Genomic DNA, 26,770 nt, shown 5'->3' on the forward strand with positions numbered 1-26,770 from the left:
ATTATCGCGCCAGCACCAGCCCGCTGGTCGGCACGCCGGTGCCCGCGGTGACCAGGACGTGCTCGACGTCTCCGACCTGGTTCACCGCCGTGCCCCGCACCTGGCGCACGCCCTCGGCGATACCGTTCATACCGTGCAGGTAGGCCTCGCCGAGCTGGCCGCCGTGCGGGTTGAGCGGCAACGCGCCGTCCAGCTCCAACGCACCGGACGCGACGAAGTCCTTGGCCTCGCCCTTGCCGCAGAAGCCCAGTTCCTCCAGCTGGACCAGCACGAACGGCGTGAAGTGGTCGTAGAGCACGGCCACGTCCACATCGGACGGACCGATGCCGGACCTCTCCCACAGGCCGCGCGCCACCACGCCCATCTCCGGCAGGCCGGTCAGGTCGTCGCGGTAGTAGCTCGTCATCGTGAACTGGTCGACGCTGCTGCCCTGCGTGGCGGCCTTGACGTGCGCGGGCTTGTTCGGGAGATCGCGGGCGCGTTCCCGGGACGTGACCACGAGCGCCACTCCCCCGTCGGTCTCCTGACAGCAGTCGAGGAGGTGGAGCGGTTCGGCGATCCACCGCGAGTTCTGGTGGTCCTCGAGGGTGATCGGCCGGTTGTGGAACCACGCGTGCGGGTTCGTGGCGGCGTGCTTGCGGTCGAGCACGGCGACCCGGCCGAAGTCCTCGCTGGTGGCCCCGTACTCGTGCATGTAGCGGCGGGCGAACATGGCGACCATCGCGGCCGGGGTGCCCAGGCCCATCGGGTACGACCAGCTGTTGTCGATGTTCGCCGCGGCCGCGGTCTGCACCTGGCCGAACCGGTGGCCGGAGCGTTCGTTGAACGCCCGGTAGCAGACGACGACCTTCGCCGCACCGGTCTCGACGGCCATCGCCGCCTGCTGCACGGTCGCGCACGCCGCCCCGCCGCCGTAGTGGACGCGGCTGAAGAACGTCAGCTCCGGGATGCCGAGCTCCCGCGCGACCGCGATCTCGGCGTTGGTGTCCATGGTGAAGCTGACCAAGCCGTCCACATCGGACGGTGTGAGCCCGGCGTCGTCGAGGGCCGCTCTGACGGCCTCGGCCGCCAGCTGGAGCTCGCTGCGGCCGGAGTTCTTGGAGAAGTCGGTCGCGCCGATTCCGACGATCGCGGCGTTCACGCGGGCACCTCGATCTTCACGGTTCCGGTGACGTGGTCGCCGTGAGCGGTCCTGCCGACCACCTCGATGGTCAGGTCCTGCTCCTCGCGTTCCACCACCTGGCCGAAGAACTTCAACGTGTCGTAGGCGAAACACGGCGCGCCGAGCCTGATGTTCACCTGACGCACCAACGCCTCCGGGCCCGCCCAGTCCGTGACGTAGCGCTGCACCAGCCCGGTCGTCGTCAGGATGTTGATGAAGATGTCCTTCGACCCGCGCTGGATCGCGAGGTCCCGGTCGTGGTGCACGTCCTGGAAGTCGCGCGTGGCGATCGCCGTGCTGATCACGAACGTGGGCGTGGCCTCGACGTGCCACTCGGGCAGCGAATCACCGATCCGCACAGGTCCTCCAGCTCGGCATCGTCAGTTCGTCGTCGACCTTCGTGAACACGACCTCGACCCGTTGCCCGATGCTCGGCTCGCCGTCGAGCTCGCCCAGCATCCGCACACCCTCGTCGAGCTCGACCAGGGCGATGACGAACGGGGTCTGCTTGCCCGGCACCTGCGGGTGGTGGTGCACGACGTAGCTGTAGACCACGCCGCGTCCGTCCGAGACGAGGTACTTCGGTTTGGTGGCACCGCATTCCGGGCACATCGGGCCCGGCGGGTGGCGCAGGAGGCCGCAGCCGCCGCACCGCTGGATGCGGAGCTCGCCCTGCCGGCAGCCTTCCCAGAAGTACTCGGTGTCGCGGTTGACGGAGGGCCGGATGACATGGGTCTTGGGGGCTTCCGGTTGCGCCGCGGGAGCTTCGGGCGCGGAGGCGGGTTGGCCGGCGGGGCGGAACTTCAGCACCCGGAACCGCATCTCCGCCACCGGTTCGTCGCCGACGTACCAGGTGCTCCTGGTGGTCACGAACCAGCCTTCGCCCAGCCCGGTCCTCTTCGGCCCGGTCACGTCCTCCAGCGTCGACGTCACCGACAGGTGCTCGCCGATCTTGAGGTACCGGTGGTAGGTCTGGTCGCTGTTGGTCGCGACCACCGACGTGTACCCGGCCTCGTCGAGGATCGCCATCATCGCGCCCAATGGGTCGTCCGCGCTGCGCTGGCCGTGCAGACCGCCCATCGTCCACACCTGGACCATCGCGGGCGGCGCGACCTCGGTGTAGCCGGGGTGCTGGTCGCCGATGGCCTCCAGCCAGTTGTTGATCATCGGCAGGTTGACCGGGTCGCGCGCGAGCCGTGGTGCCGACTCGCCCCGTTCGGCGATGCGCGCGGCCTCCTTCTCGATGTCGATCATCGCACCACCCGTGGCAGACCGAGCCCGATGTTCGCGATCAGCTCGCGCTGGATCTCGTTCACTCCGCCGCCGAACGTCAGCACGAGGTTGCGCCGTGCCTGCACGTCCAGCCACCGGACGAGCTCCGCGTCGCCGCCGTGACGTCCGACCAGCTCCTCCAGCAGTCTGCCGACGCGCTGTGTGCGGTCCGCGGCGAACACCTTGGTGGCGCTGGCGTCCGCCACCTCGACCTCGCCCGAAGCGACCTGCCAGTTGAGCAGCTCGTTCACGCGGTGCACCGCTTTCGCCTCGGCCAACGCCCGTCGCACGTCCGGTTCGTCGAGCAACTTCCGTTCGGCGGCCCAGCCGTGAACCCGTTCGATCAGCACACCGACTCGTCCGGACGGGCCGAGCATGACGCGTTCGTGGTTGAGCTGGGTGGTGATCAGCCGCCAGCCCTTGTTCTCCTCGCCGACGCGCCTACCTTCGGGCACATGGACGTCGTTGTAGTAGGTGGCGTTGACGTGGTGCGCGCCGTCGCACGTGATGATGGGCGTCCACGAGTAGCCGGGATCCTTCGTGTCCACGATCAGGATCGTGATGCCCTTGTGCCGCGAGTCGGGCGTGCCGGTGCGGCAGGCCAGCCACACGTAGTCGGCGTCGTGCCCGCCCGTCGTGAACGTCTTCTGGCCGTTGACGACGTAGTGATCGTCTTCCCGGACGGCCTTGGTGCGCAACGCGGCGAGGTCCGTGCCCGCGTCCGGCTCGGTGTAGCCGATGGCGAAGTGGAGGTCGCCCGCGAGGATGCGCGGCAGGAAGAAGTCCTTCTGCTCCTGCGTTCCGAACGCCTGCAACGTCGGTCCGACGGTCTGCAGCGTCACGTACGGCAGGGGGACGTCCGCGCGCGCCGCCTCGTTGACGAAGATCTGCTGCTCGACCGGCCCGAAGCCCTTGCCGCCGTACTCCCGCGGCCAGCCGACGCCTAGCCGTCCGTCGCGGCCGAGCCTGCGCACGAGCTCCCGGTAGGTCGTGCCGTGGCGTTCGGTCAGCATCGCCTCGCGTTCCGCGTCGGACATGAGGTTCGCGAAGTACTCGCGCAGCTCGTCCCGCAGCTTTCGCTGTTCGGCGGTGAGGTCAATGAACATCGATGGCCCCCAAGCGGTGCTCCACTCCGCCGACGAACCGCGTCAGCTCCTTGGCCATGCCGTAGTACCGGTGCATCGGGTAGGTGATGTCGAGGCCGAGTCCGCCGTGCAGGTGGTGGCACGTGTGGACGGCGGGCAGCGCCTCGGCCGCGAGCCAGTAGGCGGCGGTGTCGAGATCGTTGTCGTCGAGGCTCCAGCAGGCCGCCAGGGTGGCGAGGTGCAGCGTGCGGGCGGCGATGTAGACGTCCGCGACCTGAGACGCCGCTGCTTGGAAGGTCGCCAGCGGCTTGCCGAACTGGTGACGGGTGCCGACGTGCCGCACGGTGAGGTCGAGCGCGCCGGCGAGAACACCGTCCGCGACCGCGCAGGCACCGGCGAGGGCGAACCGGCGCAGGTCAGCGGCCGAGCCCTTCAGCTCTTCACCGCGAGCGCCTTCGAAACGCACTGTTCCGTCCGATGTGGACACACCTGGTTGTGCGGGATCAACGACGAAAACTCCGCTGTCGGTGCTGACGAGAATTCGTCGCGCCTCACCGGCGTGCGGCACGTTGATCTTCACGCCGGTGATCCCGTCCGGCCCGGCCGTGGTGCTCGGGGTGGCCGGCAGTGGTGCCGACGGTTCGCTCAGCGCCGCGGTCAGCACCGCGTGCTGTTCGGTCACCAGTGGCAGCAAGGTGTCCTGCTGCTCCGGAGTCCCGTGCCGGACGATCGGCAGCACGCCCAGCGCGAGGGTCGCCAGCGCCGGAACGTCCGCCGCCCGCCGTCCGACCTCGGTGAGCAGCACGGCTGTCTCCAGCACACCGAGTCCATCACCGCCAAGTCGTTCCGGAACGGCGAGGGACAGCAATCCCGCTTCCCCCAAGGCCTTCCAGGGGGTGTCGCTCTCCCTGCCCAGCACGTCGGCCGCCAGCCGGGCGATCTCCCGCTGGGTGTCGTCGAGCTCGAAATCCATCAAGACTCCCTGGGTAGACCGAGAATCCGTTCTCCGGCGAGGTTCATCAACACCTGTGTCGTCCCTCCCGCGATGCTCAGGCACCGCGTCAGCAGGAACTCGTGGACCAGCTCGCCGTCGACGGCGGCGTCCGGACCGAGCAGCTCCACGGCGAACTCGGCGACGTCCTGCCGGTGCCGCACTCCGACGAGCTTGCGCACACTGGACTCCGCGCCCGGCTCCTGCCCGCTCAGCACCCGCAGGTTCGCCCGCAGGTCCAGCACCGACACCGCGAGACCTTCCGCGACGAGCGCCCCGAGCCGTTCCGCGTGATCCGCGGCGGCCGGAGATTTCAGAACCTGTTCCAGTGCCTCGCCCAGCGACGAACCGCGACCCATCGCCACCCGCTCGTTGGCGAGCGTCGTGCGGGCGAGCCGCCAGCCGTCGTTCACCTCGCCGACCACGCAGTCGTCCGGCACGAACACGTCGTCCAGGAACACCTCGTTGAACCGCGCGTCGCCGGTGATCTCCCGCAACGGCCTCACCTCGACACCCTGCGACCGCATGTCGACGAGGAAGTACGTGATGCCCTTGTGCTTGGGCACCGAGGAGTCCGTGCGGGCCAGGCAGATCGCCCAGTCGGCCTGGTGCGCGAGCGACGTCCACACCTTCTGACCGGTGAGCCGCCAGCCGCCGTCGACCTGGTGAGCCTTGGTGCGCAACGACGCGAGGTCCGAACCGGCCTCCGGTTCGCTGAACAGCTGGCACCAGGTGATCTCGCCGCTCAACGTCGGGCGCACGAACCGTTCCTGCTGCTCGGCGGTGCCGTGACGCAGGATCGTCGGCCCGGCCCAGCCCCCGATGATCAGGTCGGGCCTGCGCACACCGGCGCGGGCGAACTCGTCGTCGATCACCATCTGCCGCGCCGGTCCGGCGTCCAGCCCGTACGGCCGGGGCCAGTGCGGCACGAGGAAACCGCTGTCCGCCAGCCGTTCCCGTTGCGCGGCGGGGTCCAGCGCGGCGATCTCCTCCGCGAACGCCCGCACCTCGGGATCGGACTCGATCTGGACGTTGTGGGACCTGCGCGCCCCGGCCAGCGCCAGCTCGGCGACCCGTCGGCGCCACCGCGCGACACCGCCCGCGAGCTGTTGCAACGCCAGCGCCCGGCGCAGGTAGCGGTGCGCGTCGTGTTCCCAGGTGAAGCCGATGCCGCCCAGCACCTGGATGCAGTCCTTGGCGTTGCGCACAGCCGCGTCGAACGCCACGGCGGCCGCCACCGCCGCGGCCAGCGGGTGCTCGTCCTCGCCGACGGAACTGGCCGCGTCCCACGCGACCGAGCTCGCCTGCTCCGCGCGGCACAGCATTTCCACGCACAGGTGCTTCACGGCCTGGAACGACCCGATGACACGCCCGAACTGCTGACGTTGTTTCGCGTACTCGACGGCGGTGTTCAGACACCACGCCGCCACCCCGCTCGCCTCGGCCGCCATCAGCGTCACCGCGAGGTCGGTCGGATCGGCGATCTCGACGCCGGGCTCGGTGACCACCACCGAACCGAGCGAACGGGACAGGTCCACGGGCTGAAGCTCGGTCACCTGACCAGCGGGAACGAGCCGCCACGAGTCCGTTTTGACCAGCACGTGCGTCGCCTCCGCCGCGCCCACCACGTGCTCCGGCGAGAACCCGAACCCCGCGACCCCGTCGAAGTCCGGGACCAGCACGGACACCAGCGCCGTGGGCAGCAACGGCCCCGGCACGAGGTTCTCGGCGGCCCGCTCCAGCATCACCGCGAGATCGGCGACCGTGCCGCCTTCCCGCGTCACCTCGAAGAACCCGACCCGGACGAGATCAGCCCACTCGCCCTTGGCCGCGTCCACGCTGTCCCGCAACGCTCGTTGTTCCCCGGTCGTGGCGATCGGCATGCGGCCTCCTCCAATACGTGAAGGAGTTTATAGAACGTGTTCTAATTCGGGCAACAGATCATGGCTGGGAAACCGATCTAGTACGATGAGGAGGCAGCTGCAACACGTTCCAGGAGGATCATCTCCGTGTCACCTTCGAAGTCGCGCACCGACGCACTCATGGCGGGCGAGGAGCTCAGCTCCGTCGCCCAGCGCGAGCGTCGCAAGCGGATCGTCGACGCGACCATCGCGCTGGCGTCCAAGGGCGGGTTCGACGCCGTCCAGATGCGCGCGGTCGCGGACAGGGCGGACGTCGCGCTGGGCACGTTGTACCGCTACTTCCCGTCGAAGGTCCACCTGCTCGTGTCCAGCCTCGCCGTGGAGCTGGAGCGCGCGCAGGAGAAGATGGACCGCACCACGGTCCCCGGCGACAGCGCCTACGAGCGCGTGCTGTTCGTGCTCGGCCGCATCACCAGGGGCCTGCAGCGCAACCCGCACCTCACCGAGGCGATGACGCGCGCGTTCACCTTCGCCGACGCCTCCGCGGGCGCCGAGGTCGACCGCGTCGCGTGGCTCATGGAGAGCATGTTCACCAAGGCGATGAGCGACGACGCGCCGACGGACGAGCAGAAGGCGATCGCGCGGGTGATCGGCGACGTGTGGCTGTCGAACCTGGTCGCCTGGGTGACGCGGCGGGCCACGGCGACCGATGTCGCGAACCGGCTCGAGCTGACGGTGCGGCTGCTGCTGAAGTGACTCGGTGACGGGGTGCCAGTCGGGTTTGCCAACGCCGCCGCTTCCGACGCCCCGAACCCACAACCCGCCTACCGCTCACACCAACGGCAACACGCCAGCCGTCCAACCCGGACACCTCCACGCCGCCACCACCCACCTCGAACCCGCAATCCGCCTCCTGCCCGGTTGATCGGCCTACCCTGGGCAGGTGCAGCGGATCCGTGTGTTCCTGTCCTCCCCGGGGGACGTCGCTGACGAACGCGCGATCGCCCTGGAAGTGCTCGACCGGCTCCCGTACGAGCCGGCGTTGCGCGGACGGGTGGCGCTCGAGGTCGTCGCGTGGGACAAGCCCGGCGCCGGCGCCCCGATCCTCGCCACGCGCACCCCGCAGGCCTCGATCGACAGCGGCCTCCCACGGCCGCGGGACTGCGACGTGGTCGTGGTGCTGTTCTGGGCGCGGATGGGCACTCCGCTGCCGTTCCCCGACTACCAGCGGGCCGACGGTCAGCCGTACGCGTCGGGCACCGAGTGGGAGTTCGAGGACGGCGTGAGCGGCAGCGGCCAGGTGCTGCTCTACCGGCGCACGACCGAGGTGTCGATCAAACTCTCCGACCCGGAGCGCGCGGACAAGGAGCGTCAGTACGACCTGGTGCAGGACTTCTTCGCGCGGTTGAAGGACCCCGCGACCGGCGCGATCCTGCGCGGGTACAAGGAGTACACGGCTCCCGAGCACTTCCGCGACGAGCTCACCACCGACCTGCGCGAGGTGCTGCACCGGCTGGTCGTCGGACCGGCCGGGAAGGACACGGGTCCGCGGTGGCAGGGGTCGCCGTTTCCCGGACTGCGGTCGTTCACGCCGAAGGACGCGCCGATCTACTTCGGACGCGGCCGCGAGACCGACGAGCTGGTCAGCCGGGTCGACGCCAGCCGGTTCGTGGCGGTGGTCGGCGCCAGCGGTTCCGGGAAGTCCTCGCTGGTGGGCGCGGGGCTGATCCCCCGGCTGGCCGCGCGCGGGTGGACCGTGCCCGAGCACAACGGGAAGCAGTGGATCGGGCCGCGGTTCACGCCCGGCGAGCTGGGCGACAACCCGTTCCTCGCGCTGGCCGCGAAGCTCGGCGGCATCCCGCGCGAGGTGGCGCGCGAGCTGGAGCGGGGTGATCTCGCCTCGCACCTCGACGGAGAGACGCTGATCTTCGTCGACCAGTTCGAGGAGCTCTTCACCACCGTCGCACCCGATCACGTCGAGCCGTTCGTGGCCCTGCTCTCCAACCCCGGCCCCGCCCACGTCGTGGCCACCGTCCGATCGGACTTCTACCACCGGTGCCTGGAGATCCCCGCGCTCGCGAAGCTGCTGGAGACCGGCCAGTTCCCGCTGTCGACCCCGACCGACACCCTGGTCGACATGATCACCAGACCCGCCGAGCGCGCCGGCCTGGAGTTCGACGAGGGACTGCCCGGCCGGATCCTGGACGACGCGGGCAAGCAACCCGGCACGCTCCCCCTGCTCGCGTACACGCTCGACGAGCTGCACCGCGTCTGCCCCGGCACGCTCACCCACAGCGCGTACGAACGGCTCGGCGGCGTCGCGGGCGCGATCGGCACCCGAGCCGAGGACGTGTTCCAGCGCAAGCTCGACGACGCCACCCGCGCCACCTTCGACGCCGTGTTCCGCGAGCTCGTCGACATCGACGAACACGGTCACGTCGCCAGGCGCCGCGCCCCACTGTCCACTGTGGTCATGGACCCGTGCGCCGAGCGGCTCATCGACGTCTTCGTCGAAGCCAGGTTGCTGGTGCGCAGCGCGGACGCCGGCCAGGAACCGGTGGTGTCGGCGGCGCACGAGGCGTTGTTCGGCAGCTGGGGCCGCCTGCGCCAGTGGATCGAGCTGGCCCAGGACGACCTCGTCCTGCTGCGCCGGGTTCGCGCCGCCGCACGGGAATGGGTCGAGGCCGGCCGTGCGGACGCCTACCTGTGGCAACACGAACGCCTCGAACCGGTGTACGAGATGATCGCCCGCCTCCAGCCCACCCTCGACCCGGAGCTGGAGCAGTTCATCAGGCCGGAGCACGAACGTCTGCTGGCGGAGTTCACCTCACCCGCGCTGGAGGGCTACCGGCGGCAGAACATCGCCGACCGCCTCTGCGTCATCGGTGTGTACGTGGTGCCGGAACTGCTCGACGCCATGCTCACCGGCACACCGGCGGTGCGAACAGCCGCGGCGGCAGCCCTCGCGAGGCTCGCCCCGGCGTCGATCACCGGCCTGACCGAGGCCGCGGCACACCACCCGTCAGCCGACGTCCGGCTCGCCGCGCTGAGCGCGTTGCGGCAGACCACGGACCCCCAGGTCGTCCCCGCACTCGGCCGCGCGTTGCACGACCCCGACGACCGAGTGCGTTCCCTCGCGAACGGCGGCCTGCGCGCCATCGGCGGTGCCGAGGCCCAGTCGATCCTCGCGGCCGCCGCGAGCGACGCCGACGTCGACATCCGCTGGCAGGCGATCGGCACGCTCGGCGCGTTCGGCGAGGCGGCGGTGAGCCCGTTGCTGCTCGCCATGCGCGACAACGACTTCCGCGTGCGCACCGACGCACTCCGCGCCCTGCAGGCGATCTGCGCCGACGCACCCGAACCGCTGATCAGCGCCCTGCGCGACCAGAGCGCGAGCGTGCGGGCGGCGGCCACCGAGGTGCTGGGCACGCTGGACGAGCGCGCGATCCCGGCGTTGCTGGCGGCGCGGGACGACCTGGACGCCGACGTGGCGTGGCGGGTGCGGGACGCGCTGGACACGTTGGGGCACGCCGATCCGGTCGAAGAGTTGATCGGTCAGCTGCCGGACGCCGCCGACGCGTTGGTGCGGCACGGTGATGCTGCGGTGGCGCCGTTGCAGGCCGTCCTCACGTCGCCACGGCCGAGCGAGGGGCGGGTAGCCGCGGCACGGGCTCTGAGCAGGCTCGGCGATGCGGGCACCCGTGCACTGGTGGCCGCGTTGCACGACGAACGTCCACGGGTGTGGCTCAGGGCGATGGACGCCTTGGGAACGTGGCCGGGGTCGTTCCACGACATCCTCGAACTCGAGGGACCGGCGCACGAGGCCGCGGTCGCCTTGCTGATGGAGGACTCAGTCGGCCACGCCCTGTCGATGCTCCAGCACGCGGACGTGCCCACGCGCAGGGCGATGGCAGCCGCGTTCCAGGCCTGGCCTTCTCCCGCGGTGAACGCCGCCTTGGTGCAGCTGCTCGAGGACGACGACAACGCCGTCCGTCTCGTGGCCGCGCGCAGCATCGGGAAGATCGGCGCGGAGATGTTGCCGTTGCTGGCTCCGCTGGTGAACGACCCGGACGTGCACTACCCGCTGCAGCTGGCGCTGCGCTGGATCGGCGGCGAGGCCGTGCCGTGGCTGCTGGAGCTCGTCTCCCTGCCCGACCAGCAGGTACAGGAGCTGGCCGTCCGCGCCCTGTCCAGCATCGGCACACCGGCAGCCGTCTTCGGGCTGGCCGAACGCGGGATCGAGGTTCAGCCGAGGTAGTAGACCACCCGGAAGAACGACTGCGCTTGCCCGACGGTGATGCCGCACTCGGCGACGATCTGGTTCGCGTCCCTGCTCTCGGCAGGGTTCGCGGCGTCGTCGCAGCGCACGGAGTAGGCCTCGGCCGCTGTATCGCCCTCCAGCACACCCGCCCGCCACAACAGTCCGAAGAACTCGTCCAGGGCACCTTCGATCCGCTGGAGCAGCCCTTCGTCGCGGGCGTTCTCGAAGATCACCCAGCTCGTGCCCGAAACGATGTTGCGGCCGATGAAGTTCATCAGCCGCCGACGGTTCAGCTGCCGCCACTCCGGCTCGCTCGTCAGCGTGCGCGCACCCCACACCCGGATGCCGCTCGCCATGGAGACCACGCAGTTGATGCCCCAGGGATGGAGGATGTCCTGCTCCATCTTCATGAGGTCCAGCTCCAGCCCGAGGACACCCCGTAGTTCGAGGTTCGCGGCCTGGCGGTGCGGCCCGCGCAGCAGATCGGACCGCGCGAAGGCACCCGCGACGTGACCGCACGGCGGCACGGACACCAGACCGGTGCGGTCGAAGACCCGCAGCCACGGGAAGTAGAGCGCCGCGAACTTCGAGTCGTAGCCGCGCTTGGTCCGCCAGTCCCTGACCTGCTCCGCGCTGAGCCCCTGCGGCGGGTCGAAGAGCGCGATGCGGTCACCCATCAACTCGCAGTGCGCCATGAGGATCATCCGCGCCACGTGCGCGAGCTCGTCGTCCTCGGGCAGGTCCGGCATGCACACGGTGGAGACGTCCTCGATGCGCTCCAGCATCGAGGAGGCCTCGCGGACGTCATCGGTCGGAACGATCCAGCACCCCGTGCCGCCGTTCTCGAAGAAGCCCTGCACGGCACGCGGCATGTGCCTGTTCTCTTCGTAGAACTGGCGGACGTACGCGTTCCAGCTCGTCACGAACGCCGGTTCGGTGTGCTCCCCTCTGGACACGCGGCCGATGAACGCGGCGACCGAGTGTTCGGCCAGCCACTTGGCGGGAATGCCCGGCTTCAGCGGCCGCGACGGCTCGTAGGGACGGCGCAGCCGCGGACTCTTGAAGGAGTCCGCCTCCGTCTCCTCGACGTAGACGCCGGGACGCAGGTAGAAGGGCACGCGCACATCGTGACAGCTCAACGGCGTAAGCGTCATGATCTCGGGCGTGCGCGTGTTCCTCGGTCATCGGACCGCCCAGCGCTCGTCCCGGGGAATGACACGCCGGTCACCCCACCGAATGATGCGAGCGCATCGTTCACCCGAATAGCGTATGCGCCGTGAAGACATTGCTCGTGGTGCTCGGCGTCGTGGCGGTCGTCGGTGGCGGGACCGTCGTCCTGGTCAACTCGTTCGGCGGCTGGAACACGCTGATCGGCAAGGCCTGGGCGATCACCTACGAGGTCCAGGCCCAGCCCGCCGAGACGGCCGTCGACGTGACGTACACCGAGTCGCCTGACCGGTACCGCAAGGAAGCGCCGCGGACGGTCACGGTCTCGAAGCCGCTGCCGTGGACGTACGAGGCCGTGATCAACTACGGCGAGAAGGCCGAGGTTTCCGCGACGCCCAAAGGTGATCAGGTGCTGACGTGCCGGATCCTGCTCGACGGGATCAAGGAGCTCGCCAAGGCCACCGCCGCGCCCGGTCAGCAGGTGAGCTGCAAGGCCGTGACGGCCACCTGATCATTCCTCCTCCGGCCTGTCCCCGGACTCGATCTGGCCGTTCTTGCGGCGGTCGAGCCCCTCGATCTGCTCGGCGTTGAGACTCTTGAGCGTGTCCCTGAGCATCTCCTGGCCGATGACCGTGGGGACGATGCTGCCGGCCGCGCCGACGTCGCCGATGTAGGTGTTCGGGCTCTGCATCTTGGCGAGCTCGCCCATCACCTCCTTCATCCCGACGAACTCGGCTCCGAGGACTTCGGCCCGCTTCTTGATCTCGGCCACCGGGACGGCGACCTCGATCTCGTCGGTCGCGAGGCGGATGCGCCTGATCTCCTCCTCGAGCTCGGCGTTCCTGCGCTGGTAGCCCAACTCCTCCTGCCGGTCGCGCTCCTCCGCCTTCCTGCGCCGCCGCTGGTCGAGCTCCGGGTTCTCGGGCTCGAAGTCGCTCAGCGTCGTGCGGCCCGCCTGCACGCCCCACTCGCCGAGCGCCTCCGCGACCCTGGACTCCAGCTCCATCCGCACCTCGTTGTGGCTCTCGAGGAACCGGAGCACCTCGTACTCCGAGGCGCAGCTGTGGAAGTAACCCTCCACGGTGCGGCCGAGCACGCGTGCGACGAACCGCTGCACGGGAGTGGGGCTCTGCACGTCACCCAGCCCCGTCATGTCGGTGTCCTCGCCGAACCGGCGCACCAGTCGCGGAGCCGCCTTCGCCGGGATGCGGATGATCTGGGACATCGTGAACCTGATGCGCTCGCCCTCGACGTTGACGACGATCTGGCCCAGCGCGGCGTCGAACCGGTCGGTGTACTCGCCCTCCTTGCGCTGCCACTCCAGCGTCAGCTCACGGGTGGGGATGATCGCGACGCGCGCGAACCACGGGTTGATGCGGTACACACCGCCGTGTGACAACGTTTCAGCCTGAGCGCCGCGGCGACCACCGTTGGCGAGGAACTCCCACGGCTTCTGGAAGCTGAAATGCCCCTCCACGACCGGGCCGACGGCGTTGGTGTTCTCGTCCTCGTCGGGTGCTTCGCCGTGCCTGGCGATGACGACCCCGGTGGCACCTTCCGGGACGCTGATCTCCGTCAGGTCGGACCGGGTGACCTCGTACTTCTCCTCGTCTCCCAGCGTGTCGACCGTGATGACCTCGAACAGCGCCGGGTTGATGTCGTAGTAGGCACCGCCGGGCAGCACCATCGGCTGCTTGCCCATCTGCCCGCCGCGCAACAGGAACTTCCTGCCGTCCTGGAAGTAGTCGCACTCGACGTGACGGCACAGCGTCTCTTCGACCGACGGAACCGCGCCGACTTTCGCGATGACGAGGCCGATGGTGCCGGGCGGGACGTAAGTGCGTTCGACGGCCTTCACGCGGTACAGCAGCGGTGGCAGCAGGTACCGGCGATCGGCCTGGAGCGTGTGGACCTGCACGCCCTGGCCGCCGTGCACCCGCACCGGGTACTTCTCGTTCTTGAGGCTGCCGAACCGCTTGTAGACCAGGCCGATCTTGCCGGTCGGCACCGACTGGTAGCCGGTCGCCGCCACCACGAGTCCCGCGATGGCGGCGATCACCAGAACGACGATCAGGAAGTCCATCAGCCTCTTACCCCGCTGTTCCGCAGTCGTGTGTGGACGGCCATCACGGTGTCCGTCCACTTGTCGTGCCAGCTCTCGAACCGTTCGAGCTGGGGGTTGCGCATCGTCGGGAAGAAGCCCGGCGGAAAGAAGTCGGTGGCGACGAGTTCCTCGTAGACGGGGGAAACCTCGCCGCGCAGGCCTTTCCAGCCCACCGACAGGGCCAGCCCGAGGAAGTCGCGGTGCCGGCCGGGCGGCGCTCCGGGCGGTGGTCCGGGGTGCCGCGCCAGCTGAACGCCGAATCCCTGCTGTCCCTGGGAGAACTTCGACCAGACGGTGTCGATGTCGGCGAGCAGGCCGGTCGGCAGCCGCGCGCTGTCGGTCCGGCGCAGCCAGCCCTTGTCCAGTCGCTGCACGGCGTCGAGCAACAACGACGTCGTCAGGATGTCCGCGTGCACGAACTGGCCTTCTTCCAACGCGTTGCGCAGCTTGCGCAACGAGGTCTCCGAGGGCACGACCGCCACCGGCACCACGGGACTCGGCCGCTGGGTCGGCGGCGGCGCGGCGTGGCCGTCCAGCAGGTCCCGCAGCCTGCGGATCTCCTGCTCGCCCGGCAGCCCGCCGTCCCGCGCGTCGAAGAAGTTCGTGGCGGCCAACAGGAAGTGCCGGTATCCGCGCAGCAGGATCGGCAGGAACGGCCGGCCGTAGCGCTGGCCTTCGAGGATCTCCCGTTCGACCCACTCCGACTGCTCGGAGGCGGGCGACATGATCACGATGATGGCGGGCGCGGCGGCCAGCCGGTCGCGGATCTCTCCCGGCACCCTGGTGCCCCAGCCGAGCTTGGCGTCGAGCCACACCGGGAGGTCCGCTGCCTCCAGGTGCTCGGCGAGCCGCTTCACGTACGCCGCGTCCGCCTGCGTGTACGAGAGGAAGAAACCGGGTGGTCCAAACGACATGCCGCAAGCTATCCGCGGTTCGGCCAGATGGGACAGCGGAGTCCGCTGATTGTCCATCAATTGGCCAGTTCGCTTCACCCTCTCGGAGCAGGCTCCGCGAACTGGCCGTCGCGCGTCACGCGGTGAGCACCGGCGCGGCCGCCAGGCCCAGGGGACGTTCGGCGAACGCCTGCTCGGTCGCCACCGGGTAGCAGTGGTTCTCGCTCGCGTCACCGAGAACCGTGTCGACCCAGCCCTGGACCGGTGTCAGCGAATCCGCCTCCCACAGGCAGGTGACCTCGGTCAGGTCCTCGCTCGGGTAGAACTGGAGCACCTTCACGCCCTCCGGCGCCCCGTCTCCCGAGATGAGCCGCTGCCCGCGCTCGAAAGCCGCCTCGGGGTTCTTGATGTGGTGGTGGACGACGATGTACATGGCGTGTGCCTCCTCGTTCGAGCTGATGGGCACGACGCTAGGCAGGACGGGCCACGCCCCGCCTCGCTCGGATTCACCAACTCGGGCGGGAACTCCCATCACCAGCATTGACCACACGTCTCAGGCGAGGTGGTGTTCGTGGGCGAACGCGCCCGCCGCGGTCCGCGAGGACACACCGAGCTTGCCGAAGATGTTCTGCAGGTGCCGGGCCACCGTGTGCTCGCTGAGGAACAGGACCGCCGCGATCTCGCGGTTGCTGCGGCCGGTGGCGACGAGCCGGAGCACCTCGATCTCGCGGTCGCTCAGGCCGTGCCGCGCCCCGGTTTCCTGCGGGAGAGACTCCACGTCCGGCCGTGCGCCGAGTGCCGTGAACGTCTCCAGCGCCGCCTGCAACTCCAGGCCGGACGACTCGTGATCGCCCAGCAGCGCGCACGCCCTGGCGATCAGCACACGGCTGCGGGCGGCGTCGTACGGCGCCTCGATCCGTTGCCACGCCTGCCAAGCACGTCGTGACGCGGTCAGCGCCGCCTCGGGATCGCCCGCTGCCAACGCCAGCGCACCCCGGGCCTGCCAGGACATCGCGTCGATCGCCTCGTTCTCCTGCTGCCGGGCGATCTCGGCGAGCTCACGGCACGCACCGGCGGCCGCGTCGAGGTCGCCTGCCACCAGCACGATCTCGACGTAGGCCGGCAGCAGCGCGGCGCGGGGCAGCCCGCGGGACGTCTCCGCCACGATCCTGCGGATCATCGCGACCGCCGTGTCGGTCCTGCCCTGTGCCAGACGCAGCAGCGCGTGACCTGGTTGTGGTTGCCTGCCCAGGGAACTGGCCCTGCGGTAGGCGTTCTCGGCCAGAGCGAACTCTCCGCGCAGGCGGCGGACCTCACCCTCGCGGTACGCGGCGTCCCCGCGCGCCAGCTGGTTCAGCGCGCCTCTGGTGAGCTCCTCGCTCACGTGACCGAGTTCCACCAGCGCGTCGTCCCACGCCCCGCCCAGCGTCATGACCTCCGCGCGGTGCACCAGGCAAACACCCTTGTGCGCCACCATGTCCGGCTGACGCGCACACCACCGCGTGAGTGCGGAGGTCCACTCCTTGACCCGGCGCAGCTGGTAGACCTCGCGGCAGAAGGAGATCGTGTTGCAGTACACGATCCCGGCGACGATCGGCGAGAGCTCGCCCGAGGTGACGGCGACCATCGTCTCGTCGATCAACCGCAGGCCGTCCGGCAGACGCCCGAGCCTCACCAGCGAGTGCCCCTGCTCCATCATGCCCAGCGCGACCAGGTCCTCGTCGCCGAAGCGTTCGCCGACCTCCACGACCTGGGCGGCCAGCGCGCCCGCCGCCTCGATCTCGCCGTTGATGAGGTTGCCGAGCATGTCCGTCAGCAGCACGTAACCGCGCTCGGCGACGTCACGCCCTTCCCGCTCGAACAGCCGCCGCGCACGGGCGAACCAGCCCTGCGCCGGCGCGATCTGCCCGCGGAACAACCAGCTGTGCCCGATCCAGAACGCGCACCGCACCGCCCGCGTCGGCGCACCCGCCCCCAGATGGGCCCGATGCGCCCGTTCCAGGGCGCTGACGTACTCGTCGTCCCGGCCGAGCATGTACGCGGTCTGTGCGAACAGCTCCAGGTCCGCCGCCTCCCGGGCCGTCCCGGCCAACGCGGCGTGAGCCTCCCGCCAGTTCGCCTCGGCGAAACACCGGCGCCCGTGTTCGAGGTCAGTTTCCACGACCACCTCCGACCGCCGCGCCATCGTGGCACAGGTCAGCTCTTTCAGCCGGGTGAAACGACATGGCCTCGTCAACCGGACAAATCCCCGCGATACATCGGAGGTCTTCGTACCGGGAATGCGGTTACCAGCCGGATTCGACACGTTGGAGCCTTGACCCATCGGGTCGATACTGCTTGTGTGGCCCCGAGCACAGGGGGTCACATGACAACCAGCAGGCGGCAGTTCTTCGGCCAGGCGGCGGCGGTCTCGGCCGGAGTCGCACTGTCCGCACCGGCGGTGGAGGCACTCGCCGCCGAACCCGCACCGGCGGGCCTCGTCGACGTGGTGTTCGAGGTCAACGGCGAACGTCAGAAGCTCCGGCTCGATCCGCGGGTGACCCTCCTGGACGCCCTGCGGGAACAGCTCGGACTCGTCGGCACGAAGAAGGGCTGCGACCGCGGGCAGTGCGGCGCGTGCACCGTCCACGTCGACGACAGACGCGTGCTGTCGTGCCTGACGCTCACGGCAACTTTGCAGGGCAAGGAGGTCACCACCATCGAGGGCATCGCGGACGGCGACGACCTGCACCCCGTGCAACGCGCGTTCATCGACCACGACGGCTTCCAGTGCGGCTTCTGCACGTCCGGTCAGATCATGTCCGCCGTGAAGGTCGTCGAGGAACGCGAGGTGCGCACCGACGACCAGATCCGCGAGGCCATGTCCGGCAACATCTGCCGGTGCGGCGCCTACCCGAACATCCTCGAAGCGATCAAGCAGGCCAAGGCTGGTGACCGCTGATGCACGCGTTCGACTACGCCGCGGCCTCGACCGTCCGGGGTGCGCTCGACCTCGCCGGGCCGGGCTCTGCGTTCCTCGCCGGCGGCACCACCCTGGTCGACCTGATGAAGCTCGACGTCCTGACGCCGGACCGGGTCATCGACGTCAACGCCCTGCCGCTCAAGGGAATCCGGCTGCACGACGGCGCGCTGCGGATCGGCGCGCTGGAGCGGATGAGCGACGTCGCCGCCCACCCCGTCGTCAGGTCGGTCCACCCGGTGATCTCGAAGGCGTTGCTGCTCAGCGCCTCCGGCCAGGTGCGGAACATGGCGAGCATCGGCGGGAACCTGATGCAGCGCACCCGGTGCGACTACTTCCGCGACGTCACGTCGGCCTGCAACAAGCGCCGGCCCGGCAGCGGGTGCCCGGCGCTCACGGGCGTCAACCGCAACCACGCCGTCCTCGGCACCAGCGACTCCTGCGTCGCCACGCACGCCAGCGACGTCGCCGTCGCGTTCGTCGCGCTGGACGCCCAGGTCGTCCTCAGGAGCAAGGACGGCGACCGGGTGGCGCCGCTCGAGGAGTTCTACCGGCTCCCCGGCAGCACCCCCGACCGGGAGAACGTGCTCGGGCCGGGCGAGCTGATCGCCGAGGTCGTCGTGCCGGTGCTGCCGTGGGCGCGGCATTCGACGTACCTCAAGATCCGTGACCGGCAGTCCTACGAGTTCGCCCTCACGTCGGTGGCGGCGGCCGTCGACGTCAAACGCGGCGTGGTGCAGGACGTCCGTCTCGCCGCGGGCGGGGTGGCGGCGAAACCGTGGCGGCTGCGCGCCGTCGAGGAGGCACTCAAGGGCGGGGTGGCGATCGAGCGAACCTTCGCCGAGGCTGCGGAGTCCGCTGTGGACGGAGCACGACCGTTGGCGCACAACGCGTTCAAGACCGCCCTGCTGAAGCGCACGATCGTCCGCGCGCTGCTCGACGCGGCAGGTGCGCGATGATCGGACGCCCGGTCGACCGCGTCGACGGCCGCATCAAGGTCACCGGCGCGGCACCCTACGCCGCCGACACGAAGATCCCCGGCGTCACCTGCGGCTACCTCGTCACCAGCACCATCGGCCGGGGACGGCTCACCGGTATGGACACGGCCGCGGCGCTCGCCTCACCCGGCGTGCTCGCCGTGTACACGCCGTTCAACCCGTTGAAGCTCTTCGCGTACGTGCAGGAGCAGAACGACGAACGCTTCCCTCCGTTGCAGGACACGGAGATCCGGTTCTTCGGTCAGGCGATCGGGTTCGTCGTCGCGGAGACCTGGGAACAGGCCCGTGACGCCGCCGGTCTGGTCACCGCGACCTACGACCAGCAACCACCGGTCACCGAGTTCCCCGGCCGGACGCTCCAGGCGTTCGAGGAGGTCGAGGAAGTCGTCGGCACCCAGACCGTCGGCGACATCACCTTCACCGCGAGCTACACAACGCCGTTCCAGCACCACTGCGCAATGGAACCGCACGCGACCGTGGCGACCTGGAACGGCGACCACCTCACCGTCTACACGGTGTCCCAAGGCGCGCTTCTGGTGCAGCGCAGACTGTCCGAGACCCTCGGCGTGGACGCGGCGAAGATCCACGTGCTCAGCCCGCACGTGGGCGGCGGGTTCGGCGGCAAGTGGGGCAACTGGGCCCAGGTCCCGCTGGCGTGCGCGGCGTCGAGGGCGCTGGGCAGGCCGGTCAAGGCGGTGCTCACCCGCGAGCAGGTGTTCGCGATGGCGGGCCACCGGCCGAGGACGAAGCAGACGCTCGCGATGACGTGCACCGAGGACGGCAAGCTCACCTCGATCGTCAACGACGGCGTGACCAGCCGCGGACTGGGCGGGAACTGGTCCGAGTCCGTCGCGAACTGGACGCTCACCACCTACGCGAGCCCGAACCTCCGCGTCACCAAGACGGTCGTGCCGCTGAACCTCGGCGCGGCGACCGTGATGCGCGCGCCGGGCGAGGCGAACGGGTCGTTCGCCCTGGAGAGCGCGATGGACGAGCTCGCCGCGCAACTCGGCGTCGACCCCGTGGAGCTGCGGCTGCGCAACTACGCGACCCTCGTGCCGAACACCGGGAAACCGTGGTCCGGCAAGCACCTCGACGAGTGCTACCGGCTCGGCGCGGAGGAGTTCGGCTGGTCGAAGCGGCCGAAGCAGGTCCGGGCGACCGCCGACGGCGACTGGCTCGTCGGCACCGGCATGGCCACCGCGACCTACGGCGCCTCCCGGGGTCAAGCGTCGATCAAGGTCAGGCTGCACCCGGACGGCACGGCGTCGGTGTCCGGCACCGCGGCGGACCTCGGCACCGGTCAGTACACGGTGTTCGCGATCCTGGCCGCCGACGAGCTCGGCATCCCGGTCACCCGCGTGCGCCCGGACCTCGGCGACTCCACGTCCCCCGCCGCCGCGAACGCCGGTGGTTCGAACTCGACGTGCACCAACGGCCCCGCCGTCCAGGTCGCCGCGAAAGCCGTGCAGACCGAACTGATCACCCTCGCCACGACGAACCCCCGTTCGCCCTTCTACGGCAAGGAAGTCTCGTACCGCGACGGAAGCGTGTCCTCCGGCGGGCTGACGATGAGCTTCGGCACCCTGCTCACGACGTGCGACGTGGGCGGCGTCGAAGCGGTCGGCACCTCACCCCGGCTGGTGGACCCGGAACACGGCTTCCGCTCGTTCGGCGCGCACTTCTGCGAGGTCCGCGTGCACCGCCTGACGGGCGAACCGCGGGTGACGCGCTGGCTGTCGGTGTGCGACGCGGGCACGATCGTCAACGCCAAGGCCGCCCGCAGCCAGATCCAGGGCGCGGTGGTCATGGGCATCGGCCAGGCGTTGCTGGAGGCCACCGAGGTCGACGTCAGCGCCCGGTTCACCAACGCCAACCTCGCCTCGTACCTGGTGCCGGTGCACGCCGACATCCCCCGCATCGACGTGCGGTTCCTCGACCACTCGGACCCGGTGATCAGCGGCCTCGGCGCGAAGGGCATCGGCGAGCTCGGCATCGTCGGGGTGGCCGGCGCGATCGCGAACGCCGTCCACCACGCGACGGGTGTCCGGGTTCGCGATCTGCCGATCACACTGGACAAACTGCTGTGATTCACACGTTGTCGACGTGCTCCACGCCGGAGCTGCGGTAGTTCTGCACCGCCGTCTTCACCTGGGCAGGGCTCAGCACCTGCCCCTTGGCGAAGTACACGTAGTCGACCTCCTGCTGGTAGGCCCGCTCGGCGCTGCTGCCCTGCAACCCGCCGGAGATGAACCACAGGTTGAAGTTGATCGACATCGGCGTCTCCGGGTAGTACTTGTCGCCGTGATCGGCGACCAGCACGCCGTCGATGTAGTACTTCACCCTGCCGCCGCCGACCTGGAACACCAGGTCGTGCCAACCGGCGTAGCTCACGCGCTGTTCGTTGTGGACGTTGTCGGCGACCCAAGGCTCGTTCTGGTAGGTCTCCCAGGTGGTCTCGTACATGACGTTGGCCGGTTCGCCCCAGCCGCCGTTGGGCAGGTACTCGAAGTCGATCTCGCCGTAGTCGGGGTCCATCGGGGCGTTGAGCGGCGTGATGGTGAAGAAGGTCTGCACGACGTGGTCGCCGTCCGGGCCGAAGACCGGCGCGTCGCTGAACTTCACCCTGGCCGCGTAGGTGCCCTCGAAGAACTTGCGCTGGTGGAACATCTCTGTCTGGCGGGCCGCGGAGCCGTTGTTCCACGAGTCGAGGCGCAGGACCTTCTGGCCGTCGACGGTCGGGAACGTCACGCGCGACGGGTCCCACTCGGCGCCGGGCACGCCGGGGCCGCCGGCGCCCGAGCGGACGGTCCAGCCGCGCTGGCCGATGCGCGAGTCGCTGGAGCTGGTGTAGCTGAAGTCGTCGAACATGGCCGGGCCGTTGGGGTTCGGCGGTGTCGAGGTCGTGGTCGTGGTGGTGGGCGGGCTGCCGCCGGGCGGAGTGCCCCACAGCACCGTGCCGCCCCGGTGGACCGTGACCTTGGACCACGCCGAGTACGTGCTCTCACCGCGGAACGAGTAGTCGTCGGACTGGGTGATCGGGCCCCAGTTCGCGCGGTAGAACCGCACTTGCAGGTCGCCGGTGTCGGCGCCGGGGGCCAGAGTGCCCGCGCCGCCGGTGAATCCGACCTCCAGGTAGCGATCGGCGGTGCCGCCGGTCAGGGTGCCGAACTGGCCGGTGACGTTGGCGCAGCCGCGGACCGCCCACGAGCAGGCGAACCGGTAGCCGACGTCCGGTGTCTCGCTGCGGAAGTAGTAGCGGATCTTCACCTCCGCCAGCGGCAGGCTCGTGGTGCCGGAGTTGACCAGTTTGAGCCACGGTTCGACCTGGTCGGTGGTGGCACCGGAGGCGCTGGTCCGGTACTGGGCGGTGACGGCGTCGGCGGCGAACGCGTTCGGTGCGACGGCCAGGGCGATCGCGGTCAGTGCCGCGCAGAAAGCGGCTATGAGTGGTCGCAAGGTTCTCTCCTCACTTCGGCAGGGACGGACAGTGCGGCGAGCCTCGATGCGTGGTGACGCATCCGGGTGGTGAAGCCCTCCCACTCGGGGCGCTGTGACCAGAGGGTGTCGGCCAGCGCGGCGAGGCGAGGAAAAGCCAGGTATTCCAGGTGTTCTCTCGTGCGGACGTGTTCGGTCCACAGCTGGCACTGGGCGCCGAGCACGCCGTCGGGCAGCGGCACGTGGTAGACGTCGCGGCTGGTCACGACGTGTCCGGGCTGGCCGGGCGGTTCGTGCGGGCCGTCGGACCGCGGGTAGTCGAGGTAGGTGGAGGTGTGTGGCGCCATCACCACGTCCTGGCCACGTGCCAGCGCTTTTGCTGCCTGTGTCTCGTCCTTCCACGGCATCACGAGCGCGCGTGGATCACCCGTCGGTTCCCACGCCGCCGGGACGCGGCCGTGGTCCAGCAGGTAGCCGCCGGCCTGGCGGAGGAACTCGCCGTGCACGTCCGTTGGCAGCAGGCACTCGTCGCCGCCGAGGTGGACGTGCGAGCCGGGGAACACCTCCAGCACCTCGGACAGCACCTCGCGGACGAACCCGACGGCGTGCAGGCCGAACGACGAGTCGCTGATGCCCCAACGGGTCCAGACGGGCAGCGGTTCTCCGGCCGCGCCGAGGTCCGGGTACGCGGCGAGCGCGGCACGGGCGTGGCCGGGCATCTCGATCTCCGGCATGATCCGGATGCCACGTTCGGCGGCGTGCGCGACGAGTCCTTCCAGCTCGCCGCGGGTGTAGGTGCCGCCGTGCGGGACGCCGTCGCCGTTGGTCTCGGTGCGCCAGCCGCCGATCGACGTGAGCAACGGGCGGCTCGGGACCGGCATGCGCCAGCCCTGGTCGTCGGTCAGGTGCAGGTGCAGGACGTTGAGCTTGTGCACGGCCATCAGGTCGATGAACCGCCTGACGACGTGCACCGGCTGGAAGTGCCGTGCGACGTCGAGCATGAACCCGCGCCACGGCAGCCTGGGCACGTCGCGGATGTCGACGCCGGGCAACGTCCAGTCCACTTCGGACACCCGGTTCGGCCGGAAGACCTCCGCGGGCAGCAGTTGCCGGATCGTCTGGATGCCGTGCGCGAGACCGGCGGTGGTTCCGGCGCGCAGCAGGACGCCGTGTTCGTTGACGGTGAGCGCGTAGCCTTCCGCGCCCAGCCCGACGAGCTTGGCGTCCAGCGCGATCACGACCTGGCCGTGGTCGGTGATCGGCAACGGCAGACCGGTGGCGGGCCGCAGCAGTGAGCGGAGCAGCCTGGCCGCGTGTTCGGCGCCGGGCGTGACCCGCACGCCCGTGCCGCGGTCCAGCGTGAAACCCCTGCTGCGCCGCACGACCCTGGTCGGGAGCGGAACGATCACCCCTTCACCGCCCCTCCCACGATGCCGGTCGTGACCCTGCCCTGAAGCACGACGAAGATCAGCAGCACCGGGAGCATGAACAGCGTCGAGGCGGCCATCGTGGCGCCCCAGTCGGTGCCGAAGGTGTTGTTGAACGACGACAGCCACACCGGCAGCGTGCGGTCGTCCTGGTCCTTGATGATCAGCACGTTGGCGAAGGCGAACTCGTTCCACGCGGTGATGAAGCCGAACAGCGAGGTCGCGAGCAGGCCCGGCGCGAGCAGCGGGAACACCACCCGCCGGAACGCCTGCCCGCGCGAGCAGCCGTCGACCTGCGCGGCCTCCTCCAGGTCGACAGGGATCGCGGCGAGGAACCCGCGCAGCGTCACGATCGTGAACGGCAGCGTGATCATGAAGTAGACCAGCGTGAGCATCCAGAGCGTGTCGAGCATGCCGGTGTCCCTGGCGATCACGTAGATCGGGATCAGCAGGGCCTCCCACGGTGTCATCTGCGCGACGAACACCATGAGCACGAACGCCCGGCGCCCCTTCCACCGCAGGCGCGCGATGGCGAACGCGGCGAGCAGGGCGACGACCAGTGCGAGCAGAACCGCTCCTCCGGCGACCAGGAGACTGTTGCGCCAGAACGAGAAGAAGCCCTTCGCCGCGATCGCGGTGCCGAAGTGGTCGAACGTCACGGACGCCGGGAGGAACGTCGGCGTCGCGCTCTGGATGTCCTTCGTCGGCTTGAAAGCCGTGAGGACCATCCAGTACACGGGAAAGACCGAGACGACGAAGACGAGGAGCGCCGCCGCCGTGCGGGAGATCCGTCCGATCACGCTTCGCGCTCCTGCCGGTAGAGCTGGCGGAAGTAGGCCAGCAGCGCGAGCACGAGCAGCACCACCATGAGCATCGAGACCGCCGCGCCGAGGTCGTAGCGCTGCAACGACTGCGCGACCTGGAACGCGTAGACCGGCAACGTCGTCGTGGCCTGTCCGGGACCGCCCTGGCTGATCACCCAGATCTGCACGAACGCCTTGACGACCCAGATCACCTCCAGGCACGTGATCAGCCCGAACATGGCTTTGAGCACGGGAAACGTGATGGTGGAGAACACCCGCCACGCGCCCGCGCCGTCGATGCGCGCGGCCTCGTACAGCTCCTGCGGCACCGTGATCATCGCCGCGTACAGCGACAGCGCGGCGAACGGGACCGACTGCCACACGATCAGCGTCACGAGGATCCCGAACGTCGCCTCGCCGTCGGCGAACCACGTGTAGTTCCGGTACTCCTCGAAGCCGAGCGAGGTGAGCGCCCAGTTCACGACGCCGAGCCGGGACTGGAAGAGCCACTGGAACACCGTGGTGGCGGCGATGATCGGTGTCGCCCAGGTGAGCACGAGCCCGCCCATCACCAGCAGCCGCAACCACTTCCCGAGCCTCACGAGCAGCAGGGCGACCGATGTGGACAGCACCATGATCAGCACGACGTTGATCGCGGTGAACCACAACGTCCTGCGGACCACGGCCCAGAACTCGGGGTCGTGCAGCACTTGGACGTAGTTGGCGAGCCCGACGAACCTCGCGTCCCCGCGCACCAGCTGCGGCAACCCGAACTCCTGCAACGAGATGACCACGTTGCGGACGAGCGGGTACAGCAGCAGGTACGCGGTGGCGACGAGAGTCGGCGCGATCAGCAGGTACGGCAGGACGTTGGCCCGCTTGCGGCGCTTCGGGGCGGCCGGCGCGGTCGCCCGCACCGGCCGTTCGGCCACGAGCGTCATTTTCCGGAGTTGAGCGCTTGGGTGATGACCTCGTCGGCCTTCGCGGCCGCCGTCTTCGGGTCCGTGCCGGTCAGCACCGCCGTCTGGAACTCCTTGATCGGGTTGCGCGCCTCGACCGCCGCCCAGTTCGGCGAGTTCGGCGTGGCGTGCCCGTTGGCCGCGCCGACGGCCATCGCCGCGGTACCGGGATCGCCGCCGACGTCCTTGGCGAGCGACTTGCGGTTCGGCACGTAGTTCATCGCCTTGGCGAGTTCGACCTGCCACTTCTCGCCGGCGAGCGCCTTGACGGCCTGGTAGGCGCCTTCTTGGCGGGACGACGCGAGCGGGATGATCAGGTCGGAACCGCCGGTGAACACCGCACCCGGCTTGTCCGCGGTCTTGCCGGGGATGGGGAAGAAGCCGATCTTGCCGTCCAGTTCGGGGTTGGCCTTCGTGACGAGCTTCGCCGCACCCGGCACCGCGATGAACTGCGCGACCTTGCCGCCCGCGACGACGTCGGTCTGCTGCGGCTTGGCCTCGTCGGAGTCCTTCGGCCCGTCGCCGAGAGCCTGGAGTTTCTTGTAGAAGTCCATGCCGGCCAACGCTTCCGGCGTGTTCAGCACACCCTTCCACCTCCCGCCGTCCTGCTCTGCGAGGTCACCGCCCTCGTCCCAGACGAAGCCGGAGAGCGTGTACCAGTTCTGTCCCGGCAGGTAGATGCCCTGCTGGTCGCCCTGGTCGAGCTTGGTCGTGGCCGCGATCCACTCGTCGCGGGTCTTCGGCGGCGTGACCCCGGCGGCCTCGAACAGGTCCTTGCGGTAGATCACGACCCGGTTGGCGGCGTAGAACGGGATCCCGAACTGCTTGCCGTCCACCGCACCCGGTTCGGACAGGCCCGGAATCCAGTCGCCGCCCTGGAGTTCGTCCTTCTTGCCGGACAGGTCCGTGACGCCCTTGCTCGCCACGTACTGGGCGACCTGGGTGTTGCCGACCTCGATCACGTCCGGCGGGTCGGTGCTGGCCAGCGCACTGGTCACCTTCTGCGTGATGCCGTTCCACTCCTGGATCTGGATCTTCAGGTCGAGGTTCGCGTGGTCGCGTTCGAACTCGCTCTCGAACCTCGACACGAACTCGTCGGTGGCCGTGTCCTTCATGAGCCACACGGTGATCTCCTGCTTCTCACCCCCTCCCGCGGACGTGCCGCAGGCGGACAACGTGAGCGCCAGGACGAGCAGGGCAGCGGAGCGCGACACGACTCACCTCTCGCTGGGGATGTGACCAATTGGTCAGGTCCGGTGGAGTGAGGTAGAAAGTGGCACAGACCACTTGCTCCGTCAATACCCAGTTCAAAGCAGTGAGAGCGCTCTCGATCTCGCACGAACTGGTTACTTACCACTGGTATGCCATACTGGCCGCCGACGAAGCGGA

22 protein-coding genes are annotated in these 26,770 nt (G+C 69.5%); 6 read left to right on the plus strand and 16 right to left on the minus strand.

Going from position 1 to position 26,770, the window contains the following annotated elements; all coding sequences use genetic code 11:
• Nucleotide 1 precedes the first annotated feature (1 nt).
• From AOM45_RS06615 to AOM45_RS06640, 6 genes are read right to left on the minus strand one after another with little or no spacing between them, the layout of a single operon-like run.
• Entirely contained in the window at nt 2–1,141 is a 1,140-nt protein-coding gene (locus AOM45_RS06615; protein WP_030469798.1) for a lipid-transfer protein, read from the minus strand.
• Complete coding sequence (locus tag AOM45_RS06620) at nt 1,138–1,521, minus strand: MaoC family dehydratase (protein WP_030469799.1); 384 nt, start codon at nt 1,519–1,521, stop codon at nt 1,138–1,140. Before AOM45_RS06620 ends, AOM45_RS06615 begins: the two co-directional genes overlap by 4 nt.
• Nucleotides 1,508–2,413, minus strand: coding sequence for a Zn-ribbon domain-containing OB-fold protein (locus AOM45_RS06625; RefSeq protein ID WP_030469800.1), 906 nt, complete (start codon nt 2,411–2,413; stop codon nt 1,508–1,510). Before AOM45_RS06625 ends, AOM45_RS06620 begins: the two co-directional genes overlap by 14 nt.
• Complete coding sequence (locus AOM45_RS06630; protein ID WP_030469801.1) at nt 2,413–3,540, minus strand: acyl-CoA dehydrogenase family protein; 1,128 nt, start codon at nt 3,538–3,540, stop codon at nt 2,413–2,415. Before AOM45_RS06630 ends, AOM45_RS06625 begins: the two co-directional genes overlap by 1 nt.
• Nucleotides 3,530–4,492, minus strand: a complete 963-nt coding sequence (locus AOM45_RS06635; protein ID WP_030469802.1) for an acyl-CoA dehydrogenase family protein — start codon at nt 4,490–4,492, stop codon at nt 3,530–3,532. Before AOM45_RS06635 ends, AOM45_RS06630 begins: the two co-directional genes overlap by 11 nt.
• A complete protein-coding gene (locus AOM45_RS06640) occupies nt 4,492–6,393 on the minus strand; it encodes an acyl-CoA dehydrogenase family protein (protein WP_030469803.1) in 1,902 nt (633 codons plus the stop codon). The genes AOM45_RS06635 and AOM45_RS06640 overlap by 1 nt, the downstream gene beginning before the upstream one ends.
• Nucleotides 6,394–6,552: 159 nt before the next feature.
• On the opposite strand from AOM45_RS06640, the gene kstR reads away from it, so the two are divergent.
• Together kstR and AOM45_RS06650 are read left to right on the plus strand one after the other, a co-directional pair.
• On the plus strand, nt 6,553–7,128 hold the full coding sequence (gene kstR, locus AOM45_RS06645; RefSeq protein ID WP_051784046.1) for a cholesterol catabolism transcriptional regulator KstR: 576 nt from the start codon (nt 6,553–6,555) through the stop codon (nt 7,126–7,128).
• A gap of 187 nt (nt 7,129–7,315) precedes the next feature.
• A complete protein-coding gene (locus tag AOM45_RS06650) occupies nt 7,316–10,630 on the plus strand; it encodes an nSTAND1 domain-containing NTPase (protein WP_030469805.1) in 3,315 nt (1,104 codons plus the stop codon).
• Here AOM45_RS06650 and AOM45_RS06655 read toward each other — a convergent pair.
• Nucleotides 10,618–11,751: a phage tail sheath family protein gene (locus AOM45_RS06655; protein WP_162185697.1), complete on the minus strand. Its 1,134-nt coding sequence runs from the start codon at nt 11,749–11,751 to the stop codon at nt 10,618–10,620. The genes AOM45_RS06650 and AOM45_RS06655 overlap by 13 nt on opposite strands.
• A gap of 158 nt (nt 11,752–11,909) precedes the next feature.
• Here AOM45_RS06655 and AOM45_RS06660 point away from each other — a divergent pair, with 158 nt between their 5' ends.
• Nucleotides 11,910–12,311, plus strand: coding sequence for a hypothetical protein (locus AOM45_RS06660; RefSeq protein ID WP_051784034.1), 402 nt, complete (start codon nt 11,910–11,912; stop codon nt 12,309–12,311).
• Here AOM45_RS06660 and AOM45_RS06665 read toward each other — a convergent pair whose 3' ends face one another.
• The 4 genes from AOM45_RS06665 to AOM45_RS06680 form a co-directional block, all read right to left on the minus strand.
• On the minus strand, nt 12,312–13,883 hold the full coding sequence (locus AOM45_RS06665) for an SPFH domain-containing protein (protein ID WP_051784035.1): 1,572 nt from the start codon (nt 13,881–13,883) through the stop codon (nt 12,312–12,314).
• Nucleotides 13,883–14,818: a TIR domain-containing protein gene (locus AOM45_RS06670; protein WP_035911552.1), complete on the minus strand. Its 936-nt coding sequence runs from the start codon at nt 14,816–14,818 to the stop codon at nt 13,883–13,885. Before AOM45_RS06670 ends, AOM45_RS06665 begins: the two co-directional genes overlap by 1 nt.
• Before the next feature lie 115 nt (nt 14,819–14,933).
• Nucleotides 14,934–15,230 (minus strand): DUF3303 domain-containing protein, encoded by a 297-nt coding sequence (locus tag AOM45_RS06675; RefSeq protein ID WP_030469810.1) that lies wholly within the window; start codon nt 15,228–15,230, stop codon nt 14,934–14,936.
• A gap of 120 nt (nt 15,231–15,350) precedes the next feature.
• Nucleotides 15,351–16,958, minus strand: coding sequence for a helix-turn-helix transcriptional regulator (locus AOM45_RS06680; RefSeq protein WP_201779909.1), 1,608 nt, complete (start codon nt 16,956–16,958; stop codon nt 15,351–15,353).
• Between the two features lie 204 nt (nt 16,959–17,162).
• On the opposite strand from AOM45_RS06680, the gene AOM45_RS06685 reads away from it, so the two are divergent.
• The 3 genes from AOM45_RS06685 to AOM45_RS06695 are packed head-to-tail and all read left to right on the plus strand — an operon-like array spanning nt 17,163 to nt 20,844.
• Nucleotides 17,163–17,738 carry a (2Fe-2S)-binding protein gene (locus AOM45_RS06685; protein WP_035911555.1) on the plus strand — a complete coding sequence of 192 codons (576 nt, stop codon included), beginning with the start codon at nt 17,163–17,165 and terminating at the stop codon, nt 17,736–17,738.
• On the plus strand, nt 17,738–18,715 hold the full coding sequence (locus AOM45_RS06690) for an FAD binding domain-containing protein (protein WP_030469813.1): 978 nt from the start codon (nt 17,738–17,740) through the stop codon (nt 18,713–18,715). Before AOM45_RS06685 ends, AOM45_RS06690 begins: the two co-directional genes overlap by 1 nt.
• The gene (locus tag AOM45_RS06695) at nt 18,712–20,844 is read left to right on the plus strand and encodes a xanthine dehydrogenase family protein molybdopterin-binding subunit (protein WP_030469814.1); all 2,133 of its coding nucleotides are present in this window, start codon (nt 18,712–18,714) and stop codon (nt 20,842–20,844) included. The genes AOM45_RS06690 and AOM45_RS06695 overlap by 4 nt, the downstream gene beginning before the upstream one ends.
• 1 nt (nt 20,845) lies before the next feature.
• Here the strand turns inward: AOM45_RS06695 and AOM45_RS06700 are convergent, their stop codons facing one another.
• From AOM45_RS06700 to AOM45_RS06720, 5 genes are read right to left on the minus strand one after another with little or no spacing between them, the layout of a single operon-like run.
• A complete protein-coding gene (locus AOM45_RS06700; protein ID WP_030469815.1) occupies nt 20,846–22,213 on the minus strand; it encodes a cellulose binding domain-containing protein in 1,368 nt (455 codons plus the stop codon).
• Nucleotides 22,198–23,601, minus strand: a complete 1,404-nt coding sequence (locus AOM45_RS06705; protein WP_030469816.1) for a beta-N-acetylhexosaminidase — start codon at nt 23,599–23,601, stop codon at nt 22,198–22,200. Before AOM45_RS06705 ends, AOM45_RS06700 begins: the two co-directional genes overlap by 16 nt.
• Nucleotides 23,598–24,419, minus strand: coding sequence for a carbohydrate ABC transporter permease (locus AOM45_RS06710; RefSeq protein ID WP_030469817.1), 822 nt, complete (start codon nt 24,417–24,419; stop codon nt 23,598–23,600). The genes AOM45_RS06705 and AOM45_RS06710 overlap by 4 nt, the downstream gene beginning before the upstream one ends.
• Complete coding sequence (locus AOM45_RS06715) at nt 24,416–25,363, minus strand: carbohydrate ABC transporter permease (RefSeq protein ID WP_081902349.1); 948 nt, start codon at nt 25,361–25,363, stop codon at nt 24,416–24,418. Before AOM45_RS06715 ends, AOM45_RS06710 begins: the two co-directional genes overlap by 4 nt.
• Nucleotides 25,360–26,595 carry an extracellular solute-binding protein gene (locus AOM45_RS06720; RefSeq protein ID WP_030469819.1) on the minus strand — a complete coding sequence of 412 codons (1,236 nt, stop codon included), beginning with the start codon at nt 26,593–26,595 and terminating at the stop codon, nt 25,360–25,362. Before AOM45_RS06720 ends, AOM45_RS06715 begins: the two co-directional genes overlap by 4 nt.
• Nucleotides 26,596–26,770: the final 175 nt, after the last annotated feature.

The organism is Lentzea aerocolonigenes (assembly GCF_000974445.1).
GTDB classification, from domain to species: Bacteria; Actinomycetota; Actinomycetes; order Mycobacteriales; family Pseudonocardiaceae; genus Lentzea; species Lentzea aerocolonigenes.